The organism is Pseudomonas bijieensis, from assembly GCF_013347965.1.
Classification (GTDB): domain Bacteria; phylum Pseudomonadota; class Gammaproteobacteria; order Pseudomonadales; family Pseudomonadaceae; genus Aquipseudomonas; species Aquipseudomonas bijieensis.
In genome coordinates this window covers 6,338,036-6,359,845 of sequence record NZ_CP048810.1, presented here as the reverse complement: position 1 = coordinate 6,359,845, position 21,810 = coordinate 6,338,036, and the positions used below count along the sequence as shown (strand labels likewise).

At 57.7% G+C, this 21,810-nt stretch carries 23 protein-coding genes and 2 pseudogenes; 9 read left to right on the top strand and 16 right to left on the bottom strand.

The window, feature by feature from the left end; translation table 11 throughout:
• The first annotated feature begins 2 nt into the window (after positions 1-2).
• Both GN234_RS28265 and GN234_RS28260 read left to right on the top strand, forming a co-directional pair.
• The gene (locus tag GN234_RS28265; protein WP_176689407.1) at positions 3-1,118 is read left to right on the top strand and encodes a GNAT family N-acetyltransferase; all 1,116 of its coding nucleotides are present in this window, start codon (positions 3-5) and stop codon (positions 1,116-1,118) included.
• Between the two features lie 207 nt (positions 1,119-1,325).
• Positions 1,326-2,264 (top strand): alpha/beta hydrolase, encoded by a 939-nt coding sequence (locus GN234_RS28260; RefSeq protein ID WP_176689406.1) that lies wholly within the window; start codon positions 1,326-1,328, stop codon positions 2,262-2,264.
• A 253-nt stretch (positions 2,265-2,517) separates the two neighbouring features.
• Here the strand turns inward: GN234_RS28260 and GN234_RS28255 are convergent, their stop codons facing one another.
• From GN234_RS28255 to GN234_RS28230, 6 genes are read right to left on the bottom strand one after another with little or no spacing between them, the layout of a single operon-like run.
• Positions 2,518-4,260 (bottom strand): ABC transporter substrate-binding protein, encoded by a 1,743-nt coding sequence (locus GN234_RS28255; protein ID WP_163857760.1) that lies wholly within the window; start codon positions 4,258-4,260, stop codon positions 2,518-2,520.
• A 48-nt stretch (positions 4,261-4,308) separates the two neighbouring features.
• Positions 4,309-4,581, bottom strand: coding sequence for a DUF2160 domain-containing protein (locus tag GN234_RS28250; protein ID WP_057451631.1), 273 nt, complete (start codon positions 4,579-4,581; stop codon positions 4,309-4,311).
• Between the two features lie 10 nt (positions 4,582-4,591).
• Complete coding sequence (locus GN234_RS28245; RefSeq protein WP_109754634.1) at positions 4,592-5,392, bottom strand: carbohydrate ABC transporter permease; 801 nt, start codon at positions 5,390-5,392, stop codon at positions 4,592-4,594.
• Between the two features lie 10 nt (positions 5,393-5,402).
• On the bottom strand, positions 5,403-6,269 hold the full coding sequence (locus GN234_RS28240; RefSeq protein ID WP_030142069.1) for a carbohydrate ABC transporter permease: 867 nt from the start codon (positions 6,267-6,269) through the stop codon (positions 5,403-5,405).
• Positions 6,266-7,375 (bottom strand): ABC transporter ATP-binding protein, encoded by a 1,110-nt coding sequence (locus GN234_RS28235; protein WP_109754633.1) that lies wholly within the window; start codon positions 7,373-7,375, stop codon positions 6,266-6,268. Before GN234_RS28235 ends, GN234_RS28240 begins: the two co-directional genes overlap by 4 nt.
• Positions 7,375-8,469: an ABC transporter ATP-binding protein gene (locus GN234_RS28230; protein ID WP_053123386.1), complete on the bottom strand. Its 1,095-nt coding sequence runs from the start codon at positions 8,467-8,469 to the stop codon at positions 7,375-7,377. Before GN234_RS28230 ends, GN234_RS28235 begins: the two co-directional genes overlap by 1 nt.
• Before the next feature lie 397 nt (positions 8,470-8,866).
• On the opposite strand from GN234_RS28230, the pseudogene GN234_RS28225 reads away from it, so the two are divergent.
• Positions 8,867-10,712, top strand: a pseudogene (locus GN234_RS28225) (sigma-54-dependent Fis family transcriptional regulator).
• Between the two features lie 199 nt (positions 10,713-10,911).
• Here the strand turns inward: GN234_RS28225 and GN234_RS28220 are convergent.
• Positions 10,912-11,415, bottom strand: a complete 504-nt coding sequence (locus tag GN234_RS28220) for an anti-virulence regulator CigR family protein (protein WP_109754631.1) — start codon at positions 11,413-11,415, stop codon at positions 10,912-10,914.
• Positions 11,416-11,542: 127 nt separating this feature from the next.
• On the opposite strand from GN234_RS28220, the gene GN234_RS28215 reads away from it, so the two are divergent.
• Together GN234_RS28215 and GN234_RS28210 are read left to right on the top strand one after the other, a co-directional pair.
• A complete protein-coding gene (locus GN234_RS28215; RefSeq protein ID WP_109754630.1) occupies positions 11,543-12,754 on the top strand; it encodes an MFS transporter in 1,212 nt (403 codons plus the stop codon).
• Between the two features lie 232 nt (positions 12,755-12,986).
• On the top strand, positions 12,987-13,193 hold the full coding sequence (locus tag GN234_RS28210) for a hypothetical protein (RefSeq protein ID WP_134925082.1): 207 nt from the start codon (positions 12,987-12,989) through the stop codon (positions 13,191-13,193).
• A 62-nt stretch (positions 13,194-13,255) separates the two neighbouring features.
• Here the strand turns inward: GN234_RS28210 and GN234_RS28205 are convergent, their stop codons facing one another.
• The gene (locus GN234_RS28205) at positions 13,256-14,098 is read right to left on the bottom strand and encodes an FRG domain-containing protein (protein ID WP_176689405.1); all 843 of its coding nucleotides are present in this window, start codon (positions 14,096-14,098) and stop codon (positions 13,256-13,258) included.
• Between the two features lie 159 nt (positions 14,099-14,257).
• On the opposite strand from GN234_RS28205, the gene GN234_RS28200 reads away from it, so the two are divergent.
• Positions 14,258-14,686, top strand: a complete 429-nt coding sequence (locus tag GN234_RS28200) for an HD domain-containing protein (RefSeq protein ID WP_176689404.1) — start codon at positions 14,258-14,260, stop codon at positions 14,684-14,686.
• 223 nt (positions 14,687-14,909) lie between these two features.
• The gene (locus tag GN234_RS28195) at positions 14,910-15,338 is read left to right on the top strand and encodes a DUF2628 domain-containing protein (RefSeq protein WP_163857748.1); all 429 of its coding nucleotides are present in this window, start codon (positions 14,910-14,912) and stop codon (positions 15,336-15,338) included.
• Positions 15,339-15,437: 99 nt separating this feature from the next.
• Here GN234_RS28195 and GN234_RS28190 read toward each other — a convergent pair whose 3' ends face one another.
• Positions 15,438-15,581 (bottom strand): hypothetical protein, encoded by a 144-nt coding sequence (locus GN234_RS28190; RefSeq protein WP_176689403.1) that lies wholly within the window; start codon positions 15,579-15,581, stop codon positions 15,438-15,440.
• A gap of 169 nt (positions 15,582-15,750) precedes the next feature.
• Here GN234_RS28190 and GN234_RS30105 point away from each other — a divergent pair.
• Positions 15,751-16,213: pseudogene (locus GN234_RS30105) on the top strand (phosphotransferase); the annotation flags it as partial.
• Here the strand turns inward: GN234_RS30105 and GN234_RS28185 are convergent.
• Together GN234_RS28185 and GN234_RS28180 are read right to left on the bottom strand one after the other, a co-directional pair.
• On the bottom strand, positions 16,210-16,881 hold the full coding sequence (locus GN234_RS28185; RefSeq protein WP_176689402.1) for a hypothetical protein: 672 nt from the start codon (positions 16,879-16,881) through the stop codon (positions 16,210-16,212). The pseudogene GN234_RS30105 and the gene GN234_RS28185 overlap by 4 nt on opposite strands.
• Before the next feature lie 97 nt (positions 16,882-16,978).
• A complete protein-coding gene (locus GN234_RS28180; RefSeq protein WP_163857741.1) occupies positions 16,979-17,401 on the bottom strand; it encodes a PACE efflux transporter in 423 nt (140 codons plus the stop codon).
• A gap of 106 nt (positions 17,402-17,507) precedes the next feature.
• Here GN234_RS28180 and GN234_RS28175 point away from each other — a divergent pair, with 106 nt between their 5' ends.
• Positions 17,508-18,401 carry a LysR substrate-binding domain-containing protein gene (locus GN234_RS28175; RefSeq protein ID WP_176689401.1) on the top strand — a complete coding sequence of 298 codons (894 nt, stop codon included), beginning with the start codon at positions 17,508-17,510 and terminating at the stop codon, positions 18,399-18,401.
• Between the two features lie 188 nt (positions 18,402-18,589).
• Here the strand turns inward: GN234_RS28175 and GN234_RS28170 are convergent, their stop codons facing one another.
• From GN234_RS28170 to GN234_RS28150, 5 genes are all read right to left on the bottom strand, one after another.
• Positions 18,590-18,997: a hypothetical protein gene (locus tag GN234_RS28170; protein WP_176689400.1), complete on the bottom strand. Its 408-nt coding sequence runs from the start codon at positions 18,995-18,997 to the stop codon at positions 18,590-18,592.
• A gap of 99 nt (positions 18,998-19,096) precedes the next feature.
• Positions 19,097-19,603, bottom strand: coding sequence for an AAA family ATPase (locus GN234_RS28165; protein ID WP_176689399.1), 507 nt, complete (start codon positions 19,601-19,603; stop codon positions 19,097-19,099).
• A 41-nt stretch (positions 19,604-19,644) separates the two neighbouring features.
• Complete coding sequence (locus tag GN234_RS28160; RefSeq protein WP_176689398.1) at positions 19,645-19,845, bottom strand: hypothetical protein; 201 nt, start codon at positions 19,843-19,845, stop codon at positions 19,645-19,647.
• A gap of 85 nt (positions 19,846-19,930) precedes the next feature.
• A complete protein-coding gene (locus GN234_RS28155) occupies positions 19,931-20,476 on the bottom strand; it encodes a DUF4410 domain-containing protein (RefSeq protein WP_176689397.1) in 546 nt (181 codons plus the stop codon).
• A gap of 493 nt (positions 20,477-20,969) precedes the next feature.
• Positions 20,970-21,728, bottom strand: coding sequence for a hypothetical protein (locus tag GN234_RS28150; RefSeq protein ID WP_176689396.1), 759 nt, complete (start codon positions 21,726-21,728; stop codon positions 20,970-20,972).
• Positions 21,729-21,810 lie beyond the last annotated feature (82 nt).

Below are 21,810 nucleotides of genomic sequence, written 5' to 3'. Positions count from 1 at the left end.
CCATGACGATCCGGTTCCAATGGTGTCGCTCCCTGGGCGCGGCGGACTTTCCTGTATCAGCTTATGAACAGCTGCGAACCCAGGTGGCCGACGCAACGCCGTTCAACACCCTGGCCTGGCTGCAAGCGGCGGAATTCGCCCTGTTGCCCGAGCAGCAATTGCACGTGTTGCTGGGCTGGCAGGACCAGACCTTGTGCCTGTGCCTGCCCCTGGTTTCGGGACGTGAGCGTATCGGCGGACTGCGGTTTCGGGTGTTGCATCACTTGGGTTACCCCTTGGCCGATCGCATCGCCCTGCTGGTACGCCTGGACGCCGAAAGCATGGGCCAGGCGCTGATGCAGATCCGTCAGCACTTGCCTCACGCGTTGCTGCAATTGAATGAAGTGATCGAGCCGGTCGGTGAACAAAGCGTCCTCAGCGCCTGGATGGCGCTGAGTTCCACCGGAGAGCGGCGACTCAGTTGTCGGGTTCCGGTGCACCTGATCAGCGACAGCGATCATCAGGAAATTTCCGGTGATACACGCTACAAGCTGCGTCGGGCGCGCAAGCGAATCGCCGCTTGCGGCGCAGAGATCCGCCGTTTAACGCCGGACGCCATCAGCATGGGGCAATTGTTACGGGCCCTGGCCGACGTCGAGGCCGCCAGTTGGAAAGGCCAGGAAGGTGTCGGGATCTTCTCCGACCCCATGCACCAGCAATGGATGAACCACGCCTTCAGCGCCCTCGCTGCCCAAGGCCAGGTGCGGGTGGTGACGCTGGAGCTGAACGGTGAGTGCATCAGCTATCGCCTCGGCCTGCTGGATCAAGGCCGGCTGTACGATTACAACCTGGCGTTCCTGCCGCAGCATGCCGACCTGGGTAGCGGCCGGGTATTGCTCGAAGAGTGGATTCGCTGGGGCCTGGACGAAAACTGGCGGTGGATCGATGCGTCGCGGGTCAGTCTCAATAACTCCAGCCATCAATTGCACGAACGCATGACCGGACAACTGGAGCATTGGCGTTGGAGTTTTTATTCCTGGCAACCTGATGGTTTGCTCCTGGGTTTCGCCTTGCGGCTTTGGAGGAGCCTGAAACCATGGCTTGGCAAGCGCAAGAGCAAATCGGCGAGTTCGATCTGAACCTGTCGCGTTATTGCCTGCGCCTTGGGTGGCGAGACCCGACGACGCCAGTGGAGGGGGCCAAACGCTCAGAGCTCGATCGGATTACCTAGCGCCTGAAGGCACAGTGAGGCGCCCCTCGCCACAGGCAAACGGTCCGAAATCCCTGCGCACCCTGGACGGAATCTGCTAAAACGCAGCTTCCGTCCCGAGTAGCGAATCGCGTCGATGTCTTCATTGTCACTCTCTCGCGTCAAGAAGCGCTGGCTGGCCTGGTTTTTCATGGCCACGATGGTGATCGGCCTGCCGGTGGGCTGTGCAGTGTTGCAGCATAAGGAACGCGAGCTGGTCTTTCGTATCGAGCCGGGAACAGCGAGCTGGTTCAGTGGGCTCCCCAGCAGCGTGCAGGAATTCGATCTCAAGCCCAAGAGCTTCAAGGCCGGGGAAAATATCCACGGCTGGTGGTGGCCGGCCGAACGCAAGAACGCTCCGGCCATCCTGTACTTGCATGGCGTGCGTTGGAATCTGACCGGCCAGTTGTTTCGTATCCAGCAACTGAGGGCACTGGGCTATTCGGTGCTGGCGATCGATTACCGTGGTTTTGGCAAAAGCCATGGGGATCTGCCGTCGGAAGCCAGCGTCTATGAAGATGCACGCATCGCCTGGGAACGTCTCAAGGTACTGCAACCGGACCCGGCCCTGCGGCTGATCTATGGTCATTCCCTGGGTGGGGCCGTCGCGGTAGACCTTGCTGCGCAGCTGGGCCAGGAGTCGGCGAAGAATGGCGGTGCCCAGGTCCGAGGCCTGGTCATCGAATCCACTTTCACTTCCTTGGGCGATGTTGCAACCGCCATGGCGAACACGTCCCTGCCGGTGCGCTGGCTGCTGTCGCAGAAGTTCGACTCCATCGACAAAATCGGCGAGATCAACATGCCGCTGCTGATTGTCCATGGTGCCGCCGACCGCTACGTACCGCCCCGGTTCAGCGAGCAGCTGTTCAACGCCGCCCGGGAGCCCAAGCGTCTGTTGCTGGTGCCCGGCGCGACGCACAACAACAGCATGAGCCTGGCGGGCAAAAGCTACCGGCAGGCATTGGATGCCCTGATGAAAAGCTCACCCGCGCCCGTGGCTGGAAACGCCCTGGCCAGCCCGGCCAAGGCGGGCTGATCACTCTCCCTTCAGATCACCACCCCCCTTGTGGGAGCGGGCTTGCTCGCGAAAGCGTCAGCCCAGTCAACATCGCTGCAACTGACCCGCCGCTATCGCGAGCAGGCTCGCTCCCACAGGGGTTGGCGGTGTGCATGGAGCTTTGGTCACCCCAAGACAGACCATGTGGGAGCGAGCCTGCTCACGATAGCAGTGCAAGCGCACGCAAAAAAAACGGCACCTTTCGGTGCCGTTCGTTTTCACGCGTGGGGCTTTACTTGCGTGCCGCCTCCCATGATTTCAACAGCTCGGTGTAGCTCACCGTTTCACCTTTAGGCTTCTCGTTCGCCAGTTTCGGCTTCGGTGCGCCCGGTTGGTCGAACCAGTATTGCGCGTCGCGCTCGGGGTTCATTTTCGGGGCGCAGGTGGCTTGGGCCTTGGAGCGCTCCAGGCGCGTCATGATCGCGTCCTGGTCCTTGGCCAACCCATCGAGGGCCTGTTGCGGGGTCTTCTCGCCGCTTGCTGCTTCGGCGATGTGGCTCCACCACAGTTGCGCCAGGCGTGGATAGTCCGGCACGTTGGTCCCGGTCGGGGTCCATTGCACACGGGCCGGGCTGCGGTAGAACTCCACCAGGCCACCGAGTTTCGGCGCCAGGTCGGTCAAGGCCTGAGAGTTGATGTCCGACTCACGAATCGGCGTCAGGCCGACGATGGTCTTTTTCAGCGACACGGTCTTGGACGTCACGAACTGCGCGTAGAGCCAGGCGGCGAGTTTCTGTTTCTCCGGCGTGGACTTCATGAATGTCCAGGAACCCACGTCCTGATACCCTAGCTTCATGCCCTCTTCCCAGTACGGACCACGCGGCGATGGCGCCATGCGCCATTTCGGCGTGCCATCGGCGTTCATCACCGGCAGGCCCGGCTTGGTCATGTCGGCGGTGAAAGCGGTGTACCAGAAGATCTGCTGGGCAATGTTGCCCTGGGACGGTACCGGGCCGGATTCGGAGAAGGTCATGCCCGCCGCTTCCGGTGGTGCGTACTTCTTCATCCAGTCCACGTATTTGGTGGTGGCGAACACCGCCGCCGGTCCGTTGGTATCGCCGCCGCGGGTCACACTGGAACCGACCGGATGGCAGTCTTCGACACGAATGCCCCACTCATCCACCGGCAAACCGTTGGGCAGGCCCTTGTCGCCACCGCCGGCCATGGAGAACCAGGCATCGGTGAAGCGCCAGCCCAGGGACGGGTCTTTCTTGCCGTAGTCCATGTGGCCGTAGACCCGCTTGCCGTCGATTTCCTTGACGTCTTCGGAGAAGAACTTGGCGATGTCCTCATAGGCCGACCAGTTCACCGGTACGCCCAGCTCGTAGCCGTATTTCTCCTTGAACTTGGCCTTCAGCTCGGGGCGCTCGAACCAGTCGGCACGGAACCAGTACAAGTTGGCGAATTGCTGATCGGGCAGTTGATAGATCTTGCCGTCCGGCGCGGTGGTGAAGGAAATGCCGATGAAGTCCTTGATGTCCAGGGTCGGCGAGGTGAAATCCTTGCCTTCGTTGGCCATCAGGTCAGTGATCGATTCAGTCTTGCCGTAGCGGAAGTGCGTGCCGATCAAGTCCGAGTCGTTGACCCAGCCGTCATAGATATTCTTGTCCGATTGCATCTGGGTCTGCAGCTTCTCCACCACGTCGCCTTCCTGGAGCAGGTCGTGGGTCAGCTGGATCCCGGTGATCTCGGTAAAGGCCTTGGCCAGCACCTTGGACTCGTATTCGTGGGTGGCGATGGTTTCCGAGACCACGTTGATTTTCATCCCGCGAAACGGCTGGGCGGCCTTGATGAACCACTTGAGTTCTTCGAGCTGCTGCTCGGCGGTCAGGGTCGACGGCTTGAATTCACTGCCGATCCATTTTTTAGCGGCGTCTTCATAGGCGTCGGCCCAGGCCGCAGCACTCAGCCCGCTGAGTGCCAGCATGGCTGCCAATGAAACGCTATGTCGCAGCTTATTGTTTTTATTGAACATAGAGACCTCCTGTTTGGGTTTAAGAGCCTGATCGGCGAACCTGCGCGACTAGCCCCACCGCATCACTGCCAACAGCCACACCAGAGACAACGCGAACGCTATCCAGATGCTCCAGTCGGTGGCGCCGATCACCAGCATATGCAGGTAGGCGCTACCGAGAAGACCGATAAACAACCGATCGCCCCGGGTGGTGGCAATCGGCAGGAAACCGCGCCGAGGGATACTCGGCGAACGCAGTTCCCACGTAGTCATGCCTGCCAGCAGCAAGGCGATGACCCCAAAGAATGCCGCCGTGGGGGCGGTCCAGTTCATCCATTCCATCATCGACTCCTCAGACCCGGCCCAGGGCGAAGCCCTTGGCCACGTGGTTGCGAACGAACCAGATCACCAGCATGCCCGGCAGGATGGTCAACACCCCCGCCGCCGCCAGCACACCCCAATCGATCCCGGAGGCCGACACGGTGCGGGTCATCACCGCGGCGATCGGCTTGGCATTGACCGAGGTAAGCGTGCGCGCCAGCAGCAGTTCGACCCAGGAAAACATGAAGCAGAAGAATGCCGTGACACCGATGCCGGAGCCGATCAACGGGATGAAAATCTTGGCGAAGAACTTGGGGAAACTGTAGCCGTCAATGTAGGCGGTCTCGTCAATTTCTTTCGGCACCCCGGACATGAAGCCTTCGAGGATCCACACCGCCAGCGGCACGTTGAACAGGCAATGGGCCAAGGCCACGGCGATATGGGTATCGAACAGGCCGATGGACGAATACAGCTGGAAGAACGGCAACAGAAACACCGCCGGTGGTGCCATGCGGTTGGTCAGCAGCCAGAAGAACAGGTGCTTGTCCCCGAGGAAGCGGTAGCGGGAAAACGCATAGGCCGCCGGCAGCGCGACGGTCAGGGAAATCACCGTGTTCAGGCTGACGTAGTACAGCGAGTTGAGGTAACCGGTGTACCAGCTCGGGTCGGTGAAGATCACCTTGTAGTTGTGGAACGTGAAATCCTGGGGCCACAGGGTCAGGCTGCCGAGGATCTCGGTGTTGCTCTTGAACGACATGTTCAGCAGCCAGTAGATGGGCACCAGCAGGAACAGGATGTAGATCAAAAGCGGAATCAGCTTTCTCTTGCTCATCGTGCGGGCCTCAACGGTTGGCGTCGGAGTGCGTCATGGCGGTATAGAACAGCCACGACACCAACAGAATGATCAGGAAGTACACCAGGGAAAACGCCGCCGCCGGCCCCAGGTCGAATTGACCAATGGCCATCTGCGTCAGGGTCTGGCTGAGGAACGTGGTGGCGTTACCCGGCCCGCCGCCGGTGAGTACGAACGGCTCGGTGTAGATCATGAAGCTGTCCATGAAGCGCAGCATCACGGCGATCAGCAGCACACTCTTCATCTTCGGCAACTGGATGTGGCGGAACACGGCCCAGTTCGATGCGCGGTCGATCCGCGCGGCCTGGTAGTACACATCCGGAATCGCCCGCAGCCCCGAATAGCACAGCAGCGCGACCAACGAAGTCCAGTGCCAGACGTCCATCACCAGCACGGTGACCCAGGCGTCCATGGTGTTGGCCGCATAGTTGTAGTTGATGCCCAGGCCGTTGAGGGTCGAACCCAGCAAGCCGATGTCGGCGCGGCCGAAAATCTGCCAGATGGTGCCCACCACGTTCCAGGGAATCAGCAGCGGGATCGCCAGGATGATCAACACCAGTGACGACCATTTGCCCTTGGTCGGCATGGTCAGGGCGATGGCGATGCCCAGGGGGATTTCGATCAGCAACACGCACGCCGAATAGATGAACTGACGCAGCAATGAATCGTGCAGCCGTGGATCGAGCAGCACCTGCTTGTACCAGTCGGCGCCGACGAAGTAGCGGCTGGACTGGTCGAAGATGTCCTGCACCGAATAGTTGACCACGGTCATCATCGGGATCACGGCGCTGAAGGCCACCAGCAGGAACACCGGCAACACCAGCCACCAGGCCTTGTTGTTCTGCACCTTGTTCATGGCTGCACCTCGCTCAGTGGTTCCAGCAAGTATTCATCGGCATAAACCATCAACCATTGGGCCGGAAAACTGATGTACGCCGTGCCTTCCGGCACCGGCTTGTCTTCGGCCAGGCGTACTTTCAACGGCGCGCCATCAAGGTTGAGGGTCAGGATCTTGTAGGTGCCCAGGTCTTCGACGTGGACCACGTCGGCCCGCATCGCGTCGTCGTATGGGCCGTCCCAGACATGCACGAATTCCGGACGAATACCGACCTTCAGGGTTTTGCCCTGGGCCTGGGCAACGCGTTGTTGCAGGGTTTCGGACAGGGGCAAGTGGGTCGAGCCGAAGCCGACGCCGCCGGGCTGCGCCGTGACTTCGATCAGGTTCATCCCCGGGCTGCCGATGAAGTAACCGACAAAGGTGTGGCTCGGGCGCTCGAACAAGTCCCGGGGCGTGCCGAACTGCACGATCTGGCCGCCATACATCACGGCGATCTTGTCGGCGAAAGTCGAGGCTTCCAACTGGTCGTGGGTGACGTAGACCATGGTGATGTTGAACTGCTCGTGGATCTGCTTGAGCTTGCGCCGCAGCTTCCATTTCAGGTGCGGGTCGATCACCGTCAGTGGCTCATCGAACAGGATCGCCGACACATCGTCGCGCACTAGCCCGCGGCCCATGGAGACTTTCTGTTTTTCGTCGGCGGTGAGGTTGCGGGCCTTTTTGTCCAGCAGGTTCTGCAGGTCCAGGACCTCGGCGATTTCCTGCACCTTGGTGTGGATCCTGGCTTCGGCCATGCCCTGGTTACGCAGCGGGAACGCCAGGTTGTCGAACACGGTCATGGTGTCGTACACCACCGGGAACTGGAACACCTGGGCGATGTTGCGCCGCTCCGGAGTCAGGTCGTTGACGACCTTGCTGTCGAACATCACCTGGCCTTCGGAGGGGCTGAGCAGTCCGGAGATGATATTGAGCAAGGTGGATTTGCCGCAGCCCGAGGGCCCGAGCAGCGCATAGGCGCCGCCCTGCTCCCAGATGTGGTTCATCTCGCGGATCGCGTAGTCCTCAGGGCCCGCCGGGGTGCTGGTGTAGCTGTGGGCGAGGTTCTGCAAACGAATTTCAGCCATCAGGCAACCCTCGCAATACGCAGGCCCGGGGCCTGGACCAGCTTGCCTTGGGCATCGAAGACAAACAGTTTATGGGTCGGAATGTAGATGCGGATCGGCGCGTCCACGTCGTACTCATGCACCCCTGGCAAGTGCAGCACCAGCAGGAAATGCTCGTTGCGCACATGCAGGAACGTCTCCGAGCCGCTGATCTCGGCCACTTCGACGGTCACCGCCAGTTCGAGGTCGTCGTCGTTGCTCGGCACCAGGGAGATATGGCTGGGGCGCACGCCGAAGCGGAACTCGCCCTCGCCCACCGGGCGCAGGTCGACGTTCAGCGGGAAGTGCACGAAATTGGCGAAGCTCACTTCATTGCCGGCGATGCGTCCGGGCATGAGGTTGATGGGCGGTTCGGAAAACAGCTCGGCGGCCAGCACGGTCTGCGGCTGGTGATACACCGAGGACGATTTGCCGCTCTGGATGACCCGGCCTTCATGCAGGATGGTGGTGGTGCCGCCCAAGGCCAATGCTTCATTGGGCTCGGTGGTGGCGTAGACCGCGATGGTGTGGCGGGCCTGGAACAGTTCGCGCATTTCCTGGCGCAGTTCTTCGCGCAGCTTGTAGTCCAGGTTCACCAGCGGCTCGTCGAACAGGATCAGCTCGGCGTCCTTGACCAGCGCCCGGGCCATGGCGGTGCGCTGCTGCTGGCCGCCGGACAACTCCAGCGGATGACGCTTGAGGAATTTCTCGATCCGCAGCATTTTTGCGGTTTCCAGGACCTTGCCCTGGATAACCTCCTCGGACACCCCGGCCTGGCGCAACGGCGAAGCGATGTTTTCGAAAACGGTCATGGTCGGGTAGTTGATGAACTGCTGGTAAACCATCGACACGTTGCGCAGCCGCACCGGGCGGTTGGTGACGTCGACGCCGTTCATCAGGATGCGGCCGCTGTCGGGCTTGTCCAGACCGGCCATCAGGCGCATGAGACTGGTCTTGCCGGACAGCGTGCGGCCCAGCAGGACGTTGAAGGATCCGGGTTCGAAACTCAGATTGGCATCGTCGATCCAGGTCTGGCCTTCGACGGTGCGACAGATGTGCTCAAGCTTTAATGACATGGCTCGGCCTTTTTATTATTTGGAGTCAAGCGACCCGAGCTAGAAAGCGAAAGCCGTGCCAGAAATTACAAGCCTTTGATCAGATTGGTATTTCCCTTGATCTGTAGGAAAAAGGCGTTCATTGATGAACACAAATGAACAATCATGAGTGAACAACTGAACAACGCTCGGGTTGACAATGAACAATTTTGAACAACACTGAATAACACCTGTGGGAGCGAGCCTGCTCGCGATAGCGGTGTGTCAGCCGCATTAATGCATCAGATCTATCGCTATCGCGAGCAGACTTGCTTCCACAAAAGGGGCTGTGTATGAAGTGATATTCAGGCTGCCCCAGCACAAGGAGGATGTGCGAGACTGATCACAACAATAAAAACAGCACCTGCGAGAGTGCCCCATGGCCGCACCTGCTCCAGCCTTGTCCCACGAGGCCATCATCCAGGCATCCTGGTCCCGTTGCCGCGCCTTCGGCCTGAACCATCAAAGCGTGCCGGCCTTCGACCCATTGCCCGCCCAAGGCATCGCCCAGTTGCTGGAGAGCCAGCATTCGCTGGTGCAGACCACCCACCAGGAAGTCTTGCCGTATTACGAAAACATCCTGAGTAACTCCAACTGCCTGATCATGCTGGCCGACAACCAGGGCCAAGTGCTGACCTCCTGGGGCACCCAGCGTTTCATCGAGCCGAAACTGGCCCATGGCTTCAGCGCCGGGGCGAGCTGGATGGAGCGCTGCACCGGCACCAATGCCATCGGTACCGCGCTGGCCTGCGAACAGGCGGTGCACATCGAACACGATGAACACTTCCTCAAGGCCAACCGCTTCATGACCGGCTCCGCCGCGCCGATCTTCGATGCCGAGCGCAAGGTCATCGCCGTGCTGGACGTATCCAGCGACAGCTACCTGCCGCCGTCCCACACCCTGGGCATGGTCAAGATGATGAGCCAGACCGTGGAGAACCGGCTGATCCTCAACCTGTTTCGCGGTGAACACTTCCAACTGACCTTCAACACCGGCTTGAACAACCTCGACAGCCAATGGGCCGGGCTGCTGATCTTCGATGAGAGCGGCCAGGTACTGTCCGCCAACCGCCGGGCCGACAACCTGCTGGGCTTGAGCCTGTCGCGGGTCAGCATCGAAAGCCTGTTCAAGGTCTCGTTACTGGAACTGCTGAACCAACCCGACGGCCTGCCGTTCGCCCTGCAAGCATCCGGCAGCAATCGCTTCCAGTGCTTGCTCAGGCGCCCGAGCCAAGTGTCGATCAAGGCCCGGGTTTTCACCGAAGCAGCGCCTGCGCCAGCGCCCGTCAGCAACGCTATCAGCCTCAACACCCTGCACTTCGGCGACAGCCGCGTGGAAAAAGCTGTGCGCCAGGCCGAGCGCCTGCTGGAGAAGGACATTCCGCTGCTGATCCATGGCGAGACCGGCGTCGGCAAGGAAGTCTTCGTCAAAGCCCTGCACCAGGCCAGTTCCCGCTGCAAGCAGCCATTCATTGCCGTCAACTGCGCGGCGATCCCCGCTGAGCTGGTGGAGTCGGAACTGTTCGGTTATGAAAAAGGCGCGTTCACTGGCGCCAACCAGAAAGGCAGCATCGGCCTGATCCGCAAGGCCGACCGGGGCACGCTGTTCCTCGACGAGATCGGCGACATGCCCCTGCCAACCCAGGCCCGGCTGCTGCGGGTCTTGCAGGAGCGTTGCGTGCAACCGGTGGGTAGCGCCGAGCTGTTCCCGGTGGACATCCGCATCATCTCCGCCACCAACCGCTCACTGCGTGAACAGGTACAACTGGGGCGGTTTCGCGAAGACCTGTACTATCGCATCGGCGGCCTGACCCTGGAACTGCCACCGCTGCGCGAACGCAGTGACAAGCAGGCGCTATTCAAGCGCCTCTGGGAACACCACCGCGAACCGACCCAATGGGCCGGTTTGAGTCGCGAAGTATTGGATCTGTTCGAACGCCATCCATGGCCGGGCAACCTGCGCCAGGTCAGCAGCGTGCTGCAAGTGGCCCTGGCGATGGCCGAGGAACAGCCGATCCGCCCGGAGCATCTGCCCGACGACTTTTTTTGTCGACCTGGAAATGGAGCCGGTGGAAACACCGGAGCCGCTGACGGTGGACCTTAACGATGCCGAGGACCTGAACCGCCAGTTGCAGGCGGTGGGCGGGAATATCTCGCACTTGGCGCGACGGCTGGGGGTCAGCCGCAATACCTTGTACAAACGCCTGCGGCAACTGGAAAACTGATACGAAACCTGTGGTGAATGCGATACCTGAGACAACTCGGAAAAACTGTGGGAGCGGGCTTGCTCGCGAAGGCGGTGTGTCATTCAACATTGATGTTGACTGACCCGACGCTTTCGCGAGCAAGCCCGCTCCCACAAGTTCCGTTTCTCAACTGACTGGCATTACTCCGAAGAGGCTGCCATTTCGTTGGAACACCGGGTCAATCAAACGCCCCGTTGAGCACTTCATAGATGATGCCAGTGGCGATCGCTACCAGGATCAGGTCAGTGCCGACCTGTTGCCACTCATAACCGTCATAGTGCGGCAACCGCCCCAACAGTCGACCGTCGAGTTTCTTGGCGATACCGGGTGGCAACGGCTTGCCCCGGGCAAGATTCTTCTGGATGCCCGGCGGCAATGCCGGGCCAGGGCTCCAGTAATCGCGATAGCCGCCAATCACACCCAGGATGCCGCCTCGATCGATGCTCGGGCCGTTATGCCAATCGCCGCCGCCACCACCCTGGTTGCCCTTATTGCCCTTGTTGCCAGAATTTCCTTGACCGCCCTTGTTGCCCTGCCCGCCTTTGCCTCCCTGGCCGTGACCGGGGCCTTGATCGAATTGAGCGCTTCCCTTGCCGTTGCCCGGGTCTGCGACAACAATGCCAGGGCCCGCTGCCAGGGCGAAACAAGTAACTGCAGCAATCAACGAGCGCGATTTGAACATGGCAGTTCTCTCGAAAAAGGGATGTCCCCTGTAAAGATATAGAGACTAACGGTGATATTAGTTCCATATCACGCTACCGTCGTCGCCAGGACAGAATGACGCGTTCAACCCGCAATCAAGGAGCTCCATGCGCAAGGATTACCTGGCTTTTTTCGCCTCGATGTTCCTCTCCCGGCTGGCCGATCAGATTTTGCTGTTCATCGTCCCGCTGATTGTTTTCCAGACCACCAACAGCGTCTCCTGGGCGGGCCTGGCTTTCTTCGTCGAATCCTTGCCACGCTACCTGTCGTTCCCGATCTGCGGCGCGCTGTGCGACAAGTTTCCGCCAATTCGCATCCTGCACATCAGCCAGGTTTATCGCGCCGTAGCTTGCGGGGTGGCGGTCGCGCTCTATGGCGTCTTCGGCGGTATCTATTGGATCGTCGCCCTTTCGGCCCTGTGTGGCGTACTGACCACTCAAGGCATCATGGCCCGCGAAGTGGTGATGCCTTACATCTTCAAGCACTACACCTACACCAAGACCCTGTCCTACTCGCAAATCGCCGATCAGACCGGCTTGGTACTGGGCCCGTTGGTCGCTGCGCTGCTGCTTGAGGTGTGGGCGTGGCACTGGGTGGTACTGGCGATTGCCGGGCTGTTCCTGCTGGCGGACCTGGCCATGCTGTACTGGCAGCGCACCAGTTCGGTCATCCTGGAAACCTTCGAGCAGCATCACGACCTCTGGCTGAACCCGCTGCGCATCGCCTTCGGCCATATCCGTCGCCTGGCGGAGCTGAAAAAAATCATCGGCCTGGCGGTGGGCGTCAACCTGATCATCGGCGTCACCCTCGCCACCTCGGCTGCCATGGTCATCGGCCATTACGGCGCCGGCAAGGATGACTATGCAGGTTTACAGGCAGCCGGTGCCGTGACCACCATCCTCATCCTGTTCCTCCTGGCCCGGCTGACCTTGCCCTTGAAACTACTGGGCGCCCTCTCCTACACGCTGATTGCCGTCGGCGCCTTCATCACCGCGCTCAGCCCGAACACAGGGGGCTACGTCGTCGGTTTCTTGCTGATTGTCGGTTTCGACAAAATGTTCAACGTCTACTTCCGCACCCTGCGCCAGCAAGTCATTCCGCCCCAGGACTTCGGCAAGACCGTCGGCGTCATCACGCTGCTCAACAACCTGTCGCAACCGCTCGCGGGGCTGTTGGTCGCGGTGCTCGCGGCGCCGGTTGGAACGCAACAGGTGATTCTGCTGTTGGCGGTTGCCTGCAGCCTGATCGGAGCCGGGGTGGTTGTGGTGCACAGGTATTCGACACACCGGTCAAGCGTCTACAGCGCCGAGACCGACTGACCCTTCCGGAGAGCGGTTTGTATTATCAGTGACTTATTGTTGAGGCATGGTTGCAACGTTGTTGGCGTCAATGCACGTCTGCCCCGCCATTCGTCACCTGTCGAGTGTCGGGGTCAACAAGCGGCCACGTCTGGCTCAGGGTTTGCACTGGCCTGTCTCAGCAGCCAAGAACGACGTAATTCTGACGCGGCGGCAAATTAATCAATGCTTGGTCAGCAAACGGAGATGTACCGTGTCAACTCTCAACGAAATCGCAGCGAACCACGCGAGAATGGCAAAGTTAAAGGAAGAAGAGTCGATGCGGCTGAGTGCGCTTCAGGGTCAGGTGGTGGGGAGTTTTGAAATTCCGCCCATCGAAGCGCCACAGAAGATGTCGTTGCACTTTATGACGGGTGTACAGGATCACTCGTTTGGGGAAGCGGCTGCGCTGAGTTTTTGACCTGGGTGTTGATTGGAATCAGTCGCCCGCTTATGCGGCGGGCGACTTTGGATGGCTACCTTTCAGTTAGAGTTTCGAGTGGCAAAACCACCAAAGTTGGTGAACGTCAAATCCTTGCATAAGCCTTCCAGGTCGCCATAAACAAGCTTGGAACCAACATTCATCAACAACAGCTCGGAGAACACCGTCGCTACGCTCTGTTTTCTTATGATGATTTGGTGCGCCTCCGATGCTGGAAAACTGTCTTCTACCTCGTAGCCGATACTGAATAACCCGCTTTGAGACCTCAGCCGTTCATTCATATAGTTCGGCGTGTAGAAACAGAACCCGTCTTCGCGAGCCTCCGGGACGCTCGAAAAAACGTCTTCCGGCAAGGCCTTGGTTTCCACCCAGATGTGTTCACCTCCTTGTCCGCGAGGTGTCACCACATACACCGCAGCATCATTTTCAACGATCCCAAGCCGATCATCCGTATCGACAGGAATCGTGTCGTTTTCATTGTAGCCAGCGATCAAACTAGCATTCTCGATCAGGGGAATCCGTTTGTACCTCAAGCCGTCCAGCGCGAAAAAAAGCGCAACCAAGGGCGACAACGACCAATCCAGTAAGCGAGTGGGCATGCCGTAGTGCTGTGCAAGCGCAAGCGCATCCCAATCATTATGAGAAGAAAGTTGATGATAGGCATGTCGCTCGGCGTTGAATTTCCTGAAGGCCTTGGTCGCCCTGGAGATCAAATCCCCTGACCTGGTTTTGGGGCTTCGAGCCAGAGAAGTCGTTAACCCCCAGCTCGCGTTGCCTTGGCCTCGATATACCGCCCCGTGGACCGTACTGGATTCTTTATTGAGCTTCTTAACTGCGTCGATGTACTCAGTCAGACTCGACACGACAATCGTGGTTTTATACACAACACTTCACTCCCTGAATAAAAATCAGCCACTCACTTGCCAAAGGCAAACAGTCATAAAGCTCGCGCTGAACGCGCACCTTGCCCCATTTCCCCATTTAAAACGGCGTCATTCAACCCGAAACAGCATCAAATTGCCACTACGCTAAAGGTAAATGTCATGAGTACTCTTGAAAGAGCGATATCGATTTGCGCGCAGGCCCATGAAGGGCAAGTGGATAAGGGCGGCTCCCCTTACGTTTTGCATCCACTGAAGGTCATGCTGCGCCTGGCCCATGATCAGGAGCGCATTGTGGCGGTGCTGCATGACGTGGTCGAAGATACCGCTGTAACCCTCGCCGACCTGCGCAATGAAGGCTTCAGTGAGGCGGTCGTTGGCGCCATCGACTCCCTCACCAAGCGCGAGGGGGAGACTTACCAGGCCTTTATCGAGCGAGCTGCGCGAGACCCGATAGCGCGCCGAGTGAAGCTGGCTGACCTTGCGGAAAACAGCGATTTATCTCGCATAGGCGAACCAAGCCAGAAAGACCTGGACCGACTTGAAAAGTACCGGAAGGCGACTGACTACCTGACGGCCTTGGAGCAGTAGGAGCCCGTTGAAACAAATAGAGTGAAGCACGTCACAGACCAGATGAGCGCTTAAGCTACCAGTATGGAATGTTCCACACCGACGACCATAAAACGGCAGAATAAGCACCTCACGCGATTCACTTGAGCCCTCTCGACAAGACCAAGGCAATCAATGCTCTGAACACAGGGCACAGGATTTCTCGGAAGAAAAAAACATTCATGGAAAACAGGAGCCTTAAACAATGAGCAGCACCGAACAAGTGCAAAGCGCCGGTAAGTACAGCGCGAAGTGGCAGGAACGCTTTGATTTCTTTGAAACCTATGGGGCACCAAACGACCCGCGTTACAAGGAAGCCGTCAAGACGCTGCCTGGCTTCAAGAAGAAAATTCTCATCAACGCCAACGTGATTGCATTTTTCTTCGGCCCTATCTACCTGTTCGTCCTGGGCCTGTGGAAGAAAAATCTTGCCCTGCTTGGGATTTTCCTGGCGATCAACATCGCATTGAGCGTGATCTTCGCAATCATCGGCATGGAGTTTCCTCGGCCTTTGAACACGGGCCTGAGCATCGCCCTGTCGATGATGTACGCACTCATGACCAACTACGCGTACTACCTCAAAGAAGTGAAAGGCGAGCAAGGCTGGAACCCGTTCAAGGGCATGCGTCTCTGATTGCAGGCTTGAGTCATCAAGAGCCCGCACCTCATCATGAGTGTGCGGGTTTGTTGTTTCTGGGGATTACATACCTGCGAAAGAAGCGACAGTTGGTGTTCAACGCTCGAAATGTTGTTTTTTTACACCATTCTCTCTCTTGCGCTCAAAATAAGAGTGAAAAAACCACAGCGCCAGGGCAAACCCAGCAAAGCCAAAAATGAAGAGCAGAACCTCTATTGCAGTACCTTCATGAGAAAACATTGTGTTCACCTCGTCCTTAAGTAGGTTTACCGAAAATCGTCACGCTTGAAACACTTCGTAACAATCCAAACATTTTCAGGGTAGTCGCCATCAACCTGCATGACAACCCTTTATCCCCGTATAAACCCCGGTCTAGACGAGTCGCCGACCAATGACACCCTGCCCTGGTCTGCATTGGCTGGCGTCTACCGGCACACCTTGCGCCCATGTCCTTGATGAAGCCCACACAACTGACAGGGATTGGCTGTTGTTAAGTGCAGTGCCGGGGGTTGACCTGCTGTCAGCCCCCATCGACGAGGCAGCCAAGGTCAATGTCATCGCCGACGCCCAGCGCCAACTCCATCAACTCGATCCGGTCGATGCCCCTTCGACCATAGCACCAGCCATCGCATTGCCAAGGCCCAAGCCCGAATGGAAGCCGGGCTTGTCGATCGGGAGGTATTGACGGCCGCTTTACGGGTTTCATCGATTGCGGTCGGCTGGGCGTTGCGGATCGATATCAGTACCTGGCGCTGGTAACTCGGGACACTGCCGAAGAATTGGGAGAACATTGGGAGCCCCCTCAAGATGACCTTAGCGCCTTAGTTGCTCCGATAAAAAACGCCAACGCAGGTTTGAAAGGATGTCTCTAAACCCAATTGTCGTAGCAATTAAGCAGAATATTATCCATCTGCCTAAGACTGATTTCCCGGCCAAGTTCTTCTTCAAACAGGCTGCGAACGCGCAAGTAGAAGTCTACGTAGGTCGCGTAGTTTTTCGACATACCCGCCGTGGTCGGAGCGAAAACCAACCCCTCCTCATCCGCGATCCACTTCAGCGCTTCCCGGGCCCGCGAATCGACCATTGGAAACAAAGTCGGATAATGGAAGTGCAGATACTTCGAAGCGAAGCTGCTCGCGTCTTTGTTAGTGACGGCACTGATGGCTTCGCAGAGCCGGGAATGCACCTTGTTCACCGCGATACAGACAGATCCGGCAAGCCTTTCCCCGACGGGAAGAAAGGACGCTTCCAGACCTACATCTGAGCTGCAAATAGATTTAGCCAACCGCGCATAGAAGCCTCCCGTGGAACCCTCATAGCCATCCTCCTCATCCTTGGTGCGACGCTCGACCGATGCAGCCAGGCTGCGACCAATGATCAGCGCCTTTGAAGCCACCTGCGCATGATCGGTATGACTGGGATTTTCTCGCACAAAGCTGTAGAGCGCTTTATTAGCAGGTATGAATATGCCGCACCCTTGCTCCGTGCCGATGAACTCGTCAGTCAAATAATGGCGTTTTTCCTTTTGTAAAAATTGCATGCGTCTCTCCTTAGGTGAGCGCCAATCATGCCATTCAATTGCCACTATATGGGAGATGCCTGAATGACGCTTACTTTGTAGCCAACGAAAGCCGCCTTCAGGACTGCGCCGAAAGCGGAACATCAAACACCCGATCAAACAGCCATTGAAAAACCAGCGAGTAAAAAAAGAAGAACACAAACAGCCCCAGGTTAGTCACCAACGCCAGCCACAGGCTAATGCCCAACCACGCCCCGATCACGGGGGTAAGAATCAGCGTCAAGCCACCTTCAAATCCCAGGGAATGGAGCAGTCGTCGCTGCCAGTTGCGATGGCGGCTGCGTTGGCGACGCTCCCACCACTCGAACAAGCCATTGAAAAGCATGTTCCAGGCCAGCGCGACGGCAGAAATAACCAGTGACAGCAGAGTTGAATAACCCATGCCCTGACCGTAGATCAGCGCCAGCGCCGGTGCGACGAACAGCACGCCGCCGGCTTCGTAGAGGATGGCCTGGAGGATTTTACGGGGTGCGCCTTGCATCGGAGAGCTCCTTGGTTGGACTTGGAAACCACAGCCTGGCAAGTTGAGCCGCCGCGCACAATTGAGCTAAATTGAGCCACGCTCAACCTGAGTAACCTACCCGCCCATGTTCGCCAAACTGCCCCTCACCGCCCTGCGCGGCTTCGAGTCCGCCGCACGGCTGGGCAGCTTCAAGGCAGCGGCCCAGGAACTGAATGTCAGCCCGGCGGCGATTTCCCATCAGGTCAAAAGCCTTGAAGCCTTCCTTGGCGTGCGTCTGTTCGAACGCTCCAGCCAAAACGTGCGCCTGAGCGCCGACGGCGAGCGCCTCCACCCTTACATGCACCGCGCCCTGCTTGATATCCAGCACGGCCTGCAAGTGTTGGCGCCGCCTTGTGTTGCGCAGTCCCTGGTCGTGAGCACCACGCCGGCGTTCGCCAGCCTGTGGTTGATACCTCGGCTGGGGGATTTTCATCGGCTGTACCCGGATATCGACGTCAGGCTGCATACCAGCAACGACGTGGTCGACCTGCTGCGAGACGCCAGCATCGACCTGGCGATCCGCGCTCTGTTCACGCCTGACCCACAGCTGTTCGAACAACCTTTGCTGGACGAGTATTTTGGCGTCTATTGCCGCCCCGGCTGGCAACCGCCCACAGCAGGCTCGCCCATCGAGCTGATCGATGTGCCGTGGCTGAGTAGCGCGAGCGTAGCGGTTCACTGGCCTGCTTGGTGCGCCAAGGCTGAAACCCTGGGCTGGCTTGATAGCGCGCGATTCCGGCGTTATGACGAGGAACAACATGCGCTGCAGGCGGCGATTGCCGGGCATGGGTTGGTGCTCGCCAGCAATGTGCTGGTTGCTGAGGCTGTGGCGCGTGGGGAATTGGTTGGCTATCGGCCAGAGGTTCGTCTGGTGGGTGCACGGTATAGCGTGGTGTGTGTGCCGGGGCGGGAGCGGCAAGTGGTTGTGCGGGCGTTTACTGAGTGGTTGTTGGTCACAGCAACGGGTGAATGGGAATAACCATCTGCGCTTCATTCAATCGAGTCGCCAAAACCTAATCGTCATTTGGGCGACGGAGAGACCATAAATGGCACATCCTGATGCTGCCATGCGCGGGTTTCCGAGTTTACATAAGAATTTTCGTCGATAGTGCTGGCAGTGCATCGTTGAGATCCCTCAGGGGCAAACCCAAAACGCCTCTTTTCCCGCTATACATCAGCAGGTCTTATTTCAGATTCAATAATGGCGGGACCTTCCAGCGCCAAACGCTGCTCGCGCTTGGTCTCTATCATTTCAACAATGGATGCACGATGCTTTTCAGTATGTGCAAGGAAGGTAGATCTCGGCAGGAGCAAGCGCACGGGGGCTGGCAAAAGCTCAAAAGCCTTCTCCGCCACAAGCAAGAAAGCCTCATCGTCCTTTATTCGGTCATGCGTAACGGTAAGCAAGCCGTCAACCAGGACACGTTCGATTTGCGGCCAGCTTCTATCCAGGTACTCAACCGCAACATTTTTCTTTTCCCCTACAGAATCCAGGACCGAATCCTTTGTAGAGCTGACCTTCTCACCAACCGACTCTGATAATGCCTTCGCCTTGCCGGCCAAAAAATCAAACATATCCATCCGCTCCATGAATGCACGATAACTAGGTATCGACATTACAGGAGGGTTCTTTAGATCAAGCAAAGCCCTATAAGCAATTTATCGTAGCCGACGCTACTCAATGGACAGGAATCGGCTGATGATCATCGAAACCGCTTGCACCGGAGAGGTCAGCGCTGTGTCTATGCAAAACGGTGCTTCGTCCCACGGCTCATATTCATGATCAAGTACCGACTGCCAAGTTGGTGGAGTCAGCCCGGGAATATCAGCAATCCTTGTTTCGACCCGGCGCTGATGCTCATCTTTTTCGGAACAAATTACCTGGATGTTTGTTAACCGGACACCAGCCTGTGAGGCGATTTCGCTCCACGCGACTCGGCTTTCGAGGACGGGATTGACACAATCAACGATGACTGTACGCCCCAAACGCAGATTACTCAGGGCAAGCTCATTGGCAACCATGTAACCACTGCGTCCCACGTCTTGCGCAAGAGCGCCCGAGTTTCGAATCGCCTGCTCGATCGTATCGACCCGCAGGTAAACGGCACCTGTTGTAGCGGCCAGATCATTGGCGATAGTCGTTTTCCCGGTGCCGGGAAGGCCGCTGAAGACGATGAGCATTCTACTTCCTTCGACTAGTGAGCTAACTCAGTTCAGGCATTTCAATGAAGAACCCTGCGACTCTCCCCAATCCTGATCCTGTCGAGCGCCCTGTTTAAAGCATCCAAGGCATCGAGCAGGGCTTTCGCCTCAGCTTCCCGCCCATCGCCCCAGAGGCGTTCAGCCATTTTGTTCAGTGCCTGGATAGAGCGCTCAATGTCAGTTGCTGTCACTGCTTTGCTTTCCTGAAGTTTCTTTGGCATTGATTAACCTTCCTCAGGACACACTTCATCAGCTTCAAGGTCACCACCCGCCCCGGTCAACCAACACTAGTTAGCCAGGATTGCATCACTTGGCTTTTGCGCTCTTGATGTCACTGATGATTTTCTGAGAAATAGCCTGAACCTGCTCTTGGGTCATAGCCGACATGACACCTTCCCAGGCAGAAGACGACGTGTCATACGTCCGAGTTCCAATCAGGCGGCCTGATTTCAGGTCCGAGTAATCTGCACTGGAGTTGACCCACGCATTCCCCACCATAACCCCTGCTCCGTAGCGAGCGCCTGGGGTCAGGTAACGGAAATTGGTCACGTTGATCTTGATACCAACACCGTCCTTGCCGTCGAGGCTTGATGCCTGAGCTTCTGTAAGGCTGTAGCCGGCGCGAGTCGCTTCGACCTGAAGGGCGTCATTCCACTCCCGCTTCAAGCGAGGCCAGTCCTCGTTTTGTTGAACCTTGCTATTTCCTTCAAAGTTAACGACCAGATTCTGCTTGGCTGACTCCTGAATGACGAGCGTTTCAGTTCCGCCGCTTTTTACAGAGGCAGCGCATCCGCTCAACATCAAAACAGCAACAGCACAGGACAGCGCAATCGAAAGCTTGGATGTGTTCATTGAATTTCCATATCCACAAAATCGGTTGAGAGAGGGCGTTGAAGATCCCCGCCGAGCCAGCTGGGCGCACACGCTGGACGCGCAGAATTTAGCACCATTACTTCGCTACTACGAGCCGGGGTGGGAGTCAGAACGACTGGGACAGGCCACGATATTGCGTACATTAATTTAGCGATCTCAAAAATCGCGGTATGTCCCTTCTCTCCGCCGCGAATCAGCCCTTACACAGATGCCTATGGGCAGGTAATAGCTTTTCGAGACTGCTTCTTGGTCCACAAAAGACGACCGTTGATTCTTCCATCAGTCCATGACTCGGTAACCAGAGCGCAATGGCCGCTCAGGTTCTCAACAAACGTCCTTGGATAACCTTCAGGCTCTTCTCCACCCAGACGCATCCAATTTGGATCTGGCGAGCTCACTGATTGATAAGGCATGCAGGCTACCAGTGCGGCCAGCGAGAGAGCCAAAACTACCTTTTTCATTTAAGTCCCAATCAATTGACGAGTGTCCGGGCAAAACGCGGAGTATAGATTGACTGGATGCTTTCCCAGCGCGAGCTACGACGGGGACTTGCTGCAAGTGCCGCTATGGAACCCACCTCAATCGGCGGAAACCAGAAAGCTGGGGGCAGACCGCGATTTGAGTCCACGTGTAATCGGACCGCCTCATAATCGTGGTCTGCCTGTGTTGTCCTTACATCCGCAGCCCACAAGCCCATTGTCGCGAATGACGATGAGGAGACGGGGACAGACTCCGATTTGAACTCACGATCACTTTCTAACCCACTGTAACGCCAGCCCAGCGATGCTCGCTCCCTTCGAGTCCGGCTCGTGAAGAAGGCACGGAAACGGCGGCAAGGGTTTAAATTGGACCAGGCCATATCCAAGCGTGCCTGCACCATCTCATTCTTCGCCTGAACGATCTGCCCTGCCAAACTTAGCGCCCTCCTTTTGAACTCCTTGTGAAGCGCCTGCTCCTCGGTCTCGTTTCCCAGTGGCTTAACCTGCATCTCGGAAAATGTGAAAAGCGTTTTGTCGCTAAGCACACAAAACGTGTCGCGACATTTTTGTATTTCACCCTGAAAGACAAAATCGACCGAAATGAACGCACGTTCGTCCATGTCTATGTAGTACAGCGGCTCACCCCGGAGGTTTCGAACTTTTCCGTCCTGGTGAATCCGGCCCAAGGGCGCCCCGTCGCTGCCATTGCCCTTGAAGACCAGGTAGCGGCCGTTCGTGTAGTTGTACGGCATCAACGGTCCTCATTTCGAGTGGACATCGGAACACATGCTGCTCGTCGAGCTGCTGACGCGAGCTCTAAAGATAATTATCTTC